Source organism: Clavibacter sp. MX14-G9D, from assembly GCF_032917815.1.
In the GTDB taxonomy this organism is placed as follows: domain Bacteria; phylum Actinomycetota; class Actinomycetes; order Actinomycetales; family Microbacteriaceae; genus Clavibacter; species Clavibacter michiganensis_K.
In genome coordinates this window covers 1-7,206 of record NZ_JAVCVL010000142.1, presented here as the reverse complement: position 1 = coordinate 7,206, position 7,206 = coordinate 1, and the positions used below count along the sequence as shown (strand labels likewise).

General features: G+C 75.2%; 5 protein-coding genes. 2 read left to right on the top strand and 3 right to left on the bottom strand.

Annotation, left to right across the window (positions count from 1 at the left end; genetic code table 11):
* Window positions 1-126: 126 nt before the first annotated feature.
* Window positions 127-1,545 (top strand): zinc-dependent metalloprotease, encoded by a 1,419-nt coding sequence (locus Q6969_RS11255; RefSeq protein WP_317230520.1) that lies wholly within the window; start codon window positions 127-129, stop codon window positions 1,543-1,545.
* Between the two features lie 897 nt (window positions 1,546-2,442).
* Here Q6969_RS11255 and Q6969_RS11250 read toward each other — a convergent pair.
* Both Q6969_RS11250 and nudC read right to left on the bottom strand, forming a co-directional pair.
* A complete protein-coding gene (locus tag Q6969_RS11250; RefSeq protein ID WP_396335540.1) occupies window positions 2,443-4,338 on the bottom strand; it encodes an ATP-dependent helicase in 1,896 nt (631 codons plus the stop codon).
* Between the two features lie 10 nt (window positions 4,339-4,348).
* Window positions 4,349-5,302, bottom strand: a complete 954-nt coding sequence (nudC, locus tag Q6969_RS11245; RefSeq protein ID WP_317230519.1) for an NAD(+) diphosphatase — start codon at window positions 5,300-5,302, stop codon at window positions 4,349-4,351.
* A 138-nt stretch (window positions 5,303-5,440) separates the two neighbouring features.
* Here nudC and Q6969_RS11240 point away from each other — a divergent pair, with 138 nt between their 5' ends.
* Window positions 5,441-6,517 carry a phosphotransferase gene (locus Q6969_RS11240; protein WP_317230518.1) on the top strand — a complete coding sequence of 359 codons (1,077 nt, stop codon included), beginning with the start codon at window positions 5,441-5,443 and terminating at the stop codon, window positions 6,515-6,517.
* Here Q6969_RS11240 and Q6969_RS11235 read toward each other — a convergent pair.
* Window positions 6,430-7,206: PD-(D/E)XK nuclease family protein (locus Q6969_RS11235; RefSeq protein ID WP_317230517.1), on the bottom strand; the 777-nt coding region annotated here is incomplete at its 5' end. The two genes, Q6969_RS11240 and Q6969_RS11235, sit on opposite strands and share 88 nt — an antisense overlap.

The window sequence follows — 7,206 nt, the reverse complement described above, 5'->3', positions numbered from 1 at the left end:
CGGGCGGAAGCCGCGACGGCTCAGCCTAGGCGAATCCGGATGGGTTTCCCGTGGGCGCGGGCTAGCGTGGTCGCACGGGTCGCGACCCCGCGATCCGTCCCCCTCCGACCCCCCGGGAGACCCTCCATGGCCGACGAGCCCACCCCGAATCCCGAGGACGAGTTCCGCCGCATGCTCGGGCAGTTCCTCGGCGCCGACGGGCAGATCGACCCCGAGAAGCTCGCGGGCGCCGCGGGCCTGCCGCAGGACCCGGAGATGGTGCGCCGGCTCCTCGCGCAGCTGCAGGGCGCGCTCAGCAGCACCGGCGACGGCGTCGACTGGAAGGTCGCCCGCGAGGGCGCCCGGCAGCTCGCCGCCGCGGAGCAGACCCAGGTCACCGTGGCCGCGTCCGCCCCCCTCGACCAGGCGTTCCAGGTCGCGGCCCTCTGGCTCGACGAGGTCACGTACGTGAGCCAGCTCACGGTCGCGCCGCGCCTCATCACCCGCGCGCAGTGGACCGAGCTCACCATGCCCGTGTGGACGCAGCTGGCCGAGCCGGTCGCCCTCAGCATCGCCGACTCCCTCACCGACGTCCTGCAGCAGAACGCGCCCGAGGAGATGCAGGGCATGGTCGCCGGCGCCGGGCGCATGATGCGGAACCTCGGCGGCACGCTCTTCGCCATGCAGCTCGGCCAGGTGGTCGGGCAGCTGTCCACCGAGGTCGTCTCCGGCGGCGACGTCGGCATCCCGCTCCTCGACGACCAGCAGGCCGCGCTCCTCCCCCAGAACGTCGCGTCGTTCGGATCCGGGCTCGACGTGTCCGAGGACCAGGTGCAGATCTACCTGGCGGTGCGCGAGCTCGCCCACGCGCGCCTGTTCCGCCACGCCCGCTGGCTCCGCCTGCAGCTCATCTCCTCCATCACCGAGTTCGCGAAGGGGGTGCACATCGACACCGAGCGGCTCGAGTCGCTCGCGGAGGGCTTCGACCCGTCGAACCCCGAGGAGCTCCGGCAGGCGATGGTCGACGGGTCCCTCATCCCGCCGAAGACGGACGCCCAGCTCGCCGCCCTCGCCCGGCTCGAGACCATGCTCGCCCTCATCGAGGGCTGGGTGGACGTGGTCACGGCCGCCGCCACCGTCCGGCTCCCCCGCGCGTCGGCCATCGCGGAGACGGTCCGCCGTCGCCGCGCGACCGGCGGCCCCGCCGAGTCCGCCTTCGCCACGCTCGTCGGCCTCGAGCTGCGCCCCCGCCGGCTCCGCGAGGCGGCCGCCATGTGGCAGGCCGTGTCCGACGGGGTGGGCGCCGAGCAGCGCGACGCGCTGTGGTCGCACCCGGACGTGCTGCCCACCTCCGAGGACATCGACTCCCCGCAGGCGCTCGTCCAGCGCCTCACCCAGGGCGACCCGGAGCCCGACGAGGTCGACCAGGCCCTCGAGGACCTGCTGAGCGGATCCGACGCCGGACGCCCCGTGGAGGACGGCCAGGGCCGCGCCACCGAGCCGGGCTCCACGCCCGACGGCGGACCGGACGACGGCACCGACGGGACGGACCCCCGCCCCGTCTGACGCGGCGCGCACGCCATGCCGGGGCCGGCACCGCACGCGCGGTGCCGGCCCATCGTGCGTGCCCGCCTGTGGACGCGCCCGGCGCGCGTCCCGGCCGTCGGGCACTCTCCGCGCCCATGGCCATCCGACTCGATCCCCGTCTCCCGCTCGTCTGGCGCACGCCGGACTCCCTCCAGATCGGCGTCGACCGCCCGCCCGTGGTGCTCACGGCCGTGTCCCGGCTCGACGAGCGCCTCCTCGACGCCCTCCGGCACGGCATCAGCCGCGGCGGGCTCGACATGATCGCCGCGACCGAGGGCGCGACGCCGGCGCAGGTGACGCAGCTCCTCGACCTGGTGCGGCCGGCGCTCGCGCCCCCGCGCGACCCCGGCGTCGCCGCTCCCGATCCGGACGGCGGATCCGCCGACGGACGGCCCCGACGCGGACCGGTCGCGGTGGTCGGCGCCGGCCCGACCGCGCAGCTCGTGGCGGACGCCCTCCTCCGCGCGGGGCACCACGTGCGGCGCCAGCACCCCGCGGCCGAGGCGGACCCACGCACCGCGCTGGCCGTCGTCGTCGCCCACTTCGCCATCGCCCCGGCCGTGTACGGCCGCTGGTCCCGGGAGGACGTCCCGCACCTGCCCGTCGTGCTCGGGGACCGGCACGCGACGGTCGGCCCGCTCGTCGAGCCCGGGCGGACGGTCTGCTGCTACTGCCTCGACCTCGCCCGCCGGGACGCGGACCCGGCATGGCCCGCCATGGCGACGCAGCTGCTCGGACGCGACAGCGGTTCGGACACGGGGCTCGTCCCCGCGGAGCTCGCCGCCCTCGCGGCGCGGCCCGTCGACCTCCTGCTCACCGGCGGTGGGAACGCGCTCGACGGCCACCAGGCGGTGCTCGACGTGCGCACGGGCCGCATCACGCGCCGCGCCGCGCGCCTCCACCCGCGATGCGGGTGTCGAGCTCTGCCAGGAACCGCGACGGCTCCCGCTGACCCGACCGCTGCGGTCCGCTCCGGCTCCAGGACAGTCGGAGGCCGGAGCGCGCGCGCGTGATGCCGACGTAGAGGAGGCGCCGCTCCTCGTCCACCGCCTCGAGCGTCTGCGCGTAGCTGATCGGGACCAGCCCCTCGCTGAGACCCATCAGGTAGACGTGCTCCCACTCGAGGCCCTTGGCGGAGTGCAGCGTGGCGAGCGTCACCGCGGAGACGGTCGGCTCGTGCTGGCCGGCCTGGCGCTCGAGCAGCTCGTCCGTGAACGCGCGGAAGGTGCTGCCCGCGGGCATGCGCTCGGCGAGGCCCATGATCGCGTCGAGGGACTCCCAGCGGTCGCGCACGGCGCCCTGCTGCTCGGGCGGCTGCTGGCTCCAGCCGAGGCCGCGGAGCACGTCGCTCACCGACTTGAACAGCGGCTCGCCGGAGATGGAGACGGACGCGCCGCGGAGCGCGAGCAGCGCCTGCTTCACCTCGGCGCGGTCGAAGAACCGCTGCGACCCCCGCACCTGGTAGCTGACGCCCGCGTCCCCGAGCGCCTGCTCGAGCACGGCGGCCTGGCCGTTCATGCGGTACAGGACGGCGATGTCCTCGGGGGCGATGCCGGACTGGATCTGCTGGGCGATGGCGCCCGCGACGGCCCGCGCCTCGGCGCCGTCGGATGGGAAGGCGCTCACCTGCGGCGCCGTGAAGCCCTCCCTCCGGCCCGATGCGGCGCCGGTTCCGCGGCCCTTCGCGGTCGCGGGGCCCGTGCCGTCGCCGTCGGGATCCGCGTCCGCCGAGACGAGCGTGAGGGCTCCCGGCCGCCCGCGCATCAGCCGGTTCGCGGCCTCCGTGATGCCCGACGTCGACCGGTAGTTGCGTTCGAGCCGCACCACGGCCGCCTCGGGGAACCGGGACGCGAAGTCGAGCAGGTAGGCGCTCCGGGCGCCCGCGAACGAGTAGATGGTCTGGCTGGCGTCCCCGACGACGCACAGGTCGCGCCGGTCGCCCATCCAGAGGTCGAGCAGGGTCTGCTGCAGCGGCGAGACGTCCTGGTACTCGTCGACCACGAAGAACCGGTACTGCTCGCGCACCTGCTGCGCCACCCACGGCTCCGCCTCGATCATGCCCGCGGTGGCGAGCAGCACGTCCTCGAAGTCGAGCTGACGGCGCTGGTCCTTGATGTCCTCGTACGCCTGCAGGAGCGCGACGGCCTGGTCGGCGTCGAGCTGCGGCGGCAGCGTCCGGGTGGTGCGCGCGGCGAGGCCGTACTGCTCGAGCGAGGTCATCGACACCTTGCGCCACTCGACCTCGGCGGCCATGTCGCGGAGGGCCGCCGTGTCGAGGCGGAGGCGCAGCGACTCGGCGGCGTGTCCGAGCATCCGGCCCTTGCTCTCGATGAGCCGGGGCATGGTGCCGCCCACCACCTGCGGCCAGAAGAAGTTGAGCTGCTTGAGCGCGGCCGCGTGGAAGGTGCGGGCGGCGACGGGTCCCGCGCCGAGCTCGCGGAGCCGCCCGCGGAGCTCGGCCGCGGCCCGCGACGTGAAGGTCAGGGCCATGACGCGCTCGGGCGGGTAGACGCCCGCCTGGATCCCGTACGCGATGCGGTGCGTGATGGCACGCGTCTTCCCGGTCCCGGCGCCGGCGAGCACCACGACGGGCCCGAGGAGCGCCTGCGCGGCGAGACGCTGCTGGTCGTCGAGCGCGTCGAGGAGGGACTCCGCGGTTGGGGCCTCCTCCGCCGGCTCGGCCACGGGAGCCGCGGAGGCCGGTCCGCGACCGGATCCGGCGGGGTCGGGCGAGGAGGGGCCGGGCGAGGCGGGGGCGAGACGGTCGATCACGGTCGGCGGGTCACCACTCCCGCTCGCCGTCCTCGAGGGGGCCGCCGTACCACTCCTCGATGATGGCGCGGGCGATGGACGACGGGCCGGGGAGCGCGATCTCGCCGAGCGACGCCCGGAGCTCCTCCCGGCTGAACCAGCGCAGGTCGATGATCTCGACCCCGTCGGGCGTCGCCGGCCCGCTCGTCGCCGAGACCCGCGCGAGGAAGCCGACCATCACCGACGCGGGGAACGGCCAGGGCTGGCTGCCGAGGTACCGCGGGTCCTCGACGGTGACGCCGGACTCCTCCAGGACCTCGCGCTTCACGGCCGCCTCGAACGACTCGCCCGGCTCCACGAAGCCCGCGAGCAGCGAGTAGCGGTCGCCGCCCCACATCGCGTTGGCGCCCAGGAGGAGGCGGTCGTCGGCGTCGACGACGCCCATGATGACCGCGGCGTCGGTGCGCGGGAACACCTGCGAGCCGTCGGAGGGCGCGCGACGCACCCAGCCGCCCTGCTCGACGACGGTCGGCTCGCCCGTCTTCGGGGAGAACGGGTGCGACGCGTGCCAGTTGGCGGTCGCCAGGGCGCCGGTGAACAGGGCCGCGTCGCGGTCGTCCAGCTGGACGGCCGTGGCGCGGAGGTCGAGCCAGCGCTCCGCGGCGGGCTCGAGCTCGGCGGCCGCGGCGTCGGTGAGGACGGCGGCGACGACCGGCGTGCCGACCGGCTCGCCGGCGTGCGCGATCGTCGTGCGGCCGAGGTAGATGCGGATCGTCGCCGCGGTCACCCGCTCGACCGGCAGGAGGTCGAGGGCCGCGCGGTCGTCGGCGATGGTGCCGAGCGCACGCCGGTCGTGCAGGGCGAGGACGCGGGTCGCCGGATCCGCCCACAGCTCGTCGAACAGGGCCGGCGAGTCGCGGGTGAGGCCGTCGCGGTCGACGCCCTCCCGGGAGAGGGGCAGGCGGGAGAGGAAGCTGTCGAGCACGGGTGACCAATCGACTTCGAGGGCGGACGGGCCGAGGGGCGGGACGGCGGTGCCGCGGTGCGCCGACGGTGCGCGGGTGGGGCGGGAAGCGCGTGGCGCGGTGAGGCGGAGGGCTCCCAGCGACCTAACCTGTAGGGCATGGCCAGATCCCACCTCACTCTAGCCGCGTTGGCGACCTCGGCCGTCGCGGGGCTCGACGTGGTCCGCAGCACCCCCTTCACGGCCGGCGGCGCGGGCGACTTCGACTCCGCGCTGCTCTCGACCCGGGACGGCCGCGAGCTGCTCGTGCGCGTGCCCACGACCCAGGCCGCCGAGACCGAGCAGTCCGCCGACCTCGTGGCGCTGCGGGCCCTGAGCATCGGGATCCGCTCCCGCCTGCCGTTCCAGGTGCCCGAGTTCCTGGGTCAGGCGCCCATCAAGCCGACGCGCGGGTTCGTCTACGGGCACGTCCCGGGACGCGTCATCTCGCTCGACGAGATCCCCGCGGGCGACGGTCTGGCGCGCTCCATCGGCGCCGCCGTCTCCGCGGTCCACAGCCTGCCGACCGGCTTCGTCGCCGACGCGGGCCTCCCCGTGCTCTCGGCCGCGGAGATCCACAGCCAGACCGCGGCGCTCATCGACCGCGCCGCCGCCACCGCCCTCGTGCCGAGCCTCCTGCTGAGCCGGTGGGAGGAGGCCCTCGACGACGCGTCGCTGTGGCAGTTCCAGCCCGCGGTGGTCAACGGATCCGTGCAGGCCGCCTCCTTCCTCGTCGAGGGCGACGCCGTGACGGGGATGATCGGCTGGTCCGACCTGCGCGTCGCGGACCCCGCCCACGACCTGCACTGGGTGCTGGGCGCGCGCGCCGAGCACGTGGCCGAGAGCGTCTTCCGCGCCTACAACGCCGCGCATCACGTGACGGTGGACCGCCAGCTCAAGCAGCGCGCGCTCCTCTACGCGGAGCTCGAGATCGCGCGCTGGCTCCTGCACGGGACCGACACGCGCGACCAGGGCATCATCGACGACGCCGTGAACATGCTCAGCGCGCTCGTGGACACGGTGCGCGCCGACGAGGGGCAGCGCATCGCCCACGAGACGCTGCCGGTGATGGACGTCGACCAGGTCGAGGAGATGCTCGACTCCCGGCCTCAGCCCACCGTCGGCCCCGACGGCGCCCGCGACGCGTCCGGCGTGCGCGCGCCCGACCAGAGCGCCACGAGGTCCTCCTCGGAGTAGAGCCGCTCGGGCTTCAGCGAGACGTCGTCGGCGACGAAGTAGAACTCCGCGTCGATGAGGTCGGGGTCGATGCCGCGCCACTTCGCGAACGCGAGGCGGTACAGCGCGAGCTGCAGCTGCTTGAGCTCGAGGTCGGCGGCGTCCTTCGGGGTGCGCCCGGTCTTCCAGTCGACGACCCGGTAGCGGCCGTCGATGAGGAACACGGCGTCGATCTTGCAGATGACGACCTGGCCGGCGAGCTCCATGTGGATCTCCACCTCGACCTCCTCGGGCCTCCGGGACGCCCACTCGCTCGCCTCGAAGACGGCCCGCAGCCGGTCGAGGTCCTGCTGCTCCACGGGCGGCTCGGTCGGGTCCTGGTCGAGCTCGACGCCGGACGCGTCGATCACGTCCGCGGTGCCCGCGGGCCCGTAGCGCGCCTCGACCCAGCCGTGGAACAGCGTGCCGAGGCGCGTCTGCCGGTAGGGCCGCTCGGGCATGGGCCGGCGCAGCCGCGCGGCGACGGCGGCGGGCGCGCTGACGAAGTCCTTGAAGCGGGACGCGGGGATGCGCGTGGGGAGGTCCACCAGCTCCGCGTCGCGGGCGCGGGCGTCCCGCTCGGCGAGCAGCAGGTCGATGTCCCGGGTCCAGACGGTCTCGCGCGCCGGGTCGGCGTCCGCGACGGCCGCGGCGGCGGCCCGCACCCGCGC